Below are 239 nucleotides of genomic sequence, written 5' to 3'. Positions count from 1 at the left end.
GCTCGCGTTCGGCGAGCGCTTCGGCGGCGATCGCCTCGTAGTCGACCGTGACGCCGCTTTCCAGGCTGTGCAGATCCGCGACGCCGAGCGCCTCGGTCGACAGGTAGATGCCTTTGACCTGCGCGCCGAGCCCGGCCATCGATTCGGACAGGATGCCGCCGCCGCAACCGATATCGAGCGCGCGCTTGCCGGCCAGGTGCGCATGCGCATCGATCCAGCCGAGCCGGACCGGGTTCAGC

Annotated in this window: 1 protein-coding gene; it reads right to left on the bottom strand. The window is 69.9% G+C overall.

The features are described from left to right. Window positions 1-239, bottom strand: a 239-nt coding sequence (locus SB751_RS34900; RefSeq protein ID WP_410749599.1) for a methyltransferase domain-containing protein, incomplete at both ends; no start/stop codon positions are given.

Origin of the sequence: Cupriavidus sp. SIMBA_020, assembly GCF_046535395.1 — a bacterium.
Classification (GTDB): Bacteria; Pseudomonadota; Gammaproteobacteria; order Burkholderiales; family Burkholderiaceae; genus Cupriavidus; species Cupriavidus campinensis.
This window is presented reverse-complemented; position numbering and strand designations above follow the sequence as displayed.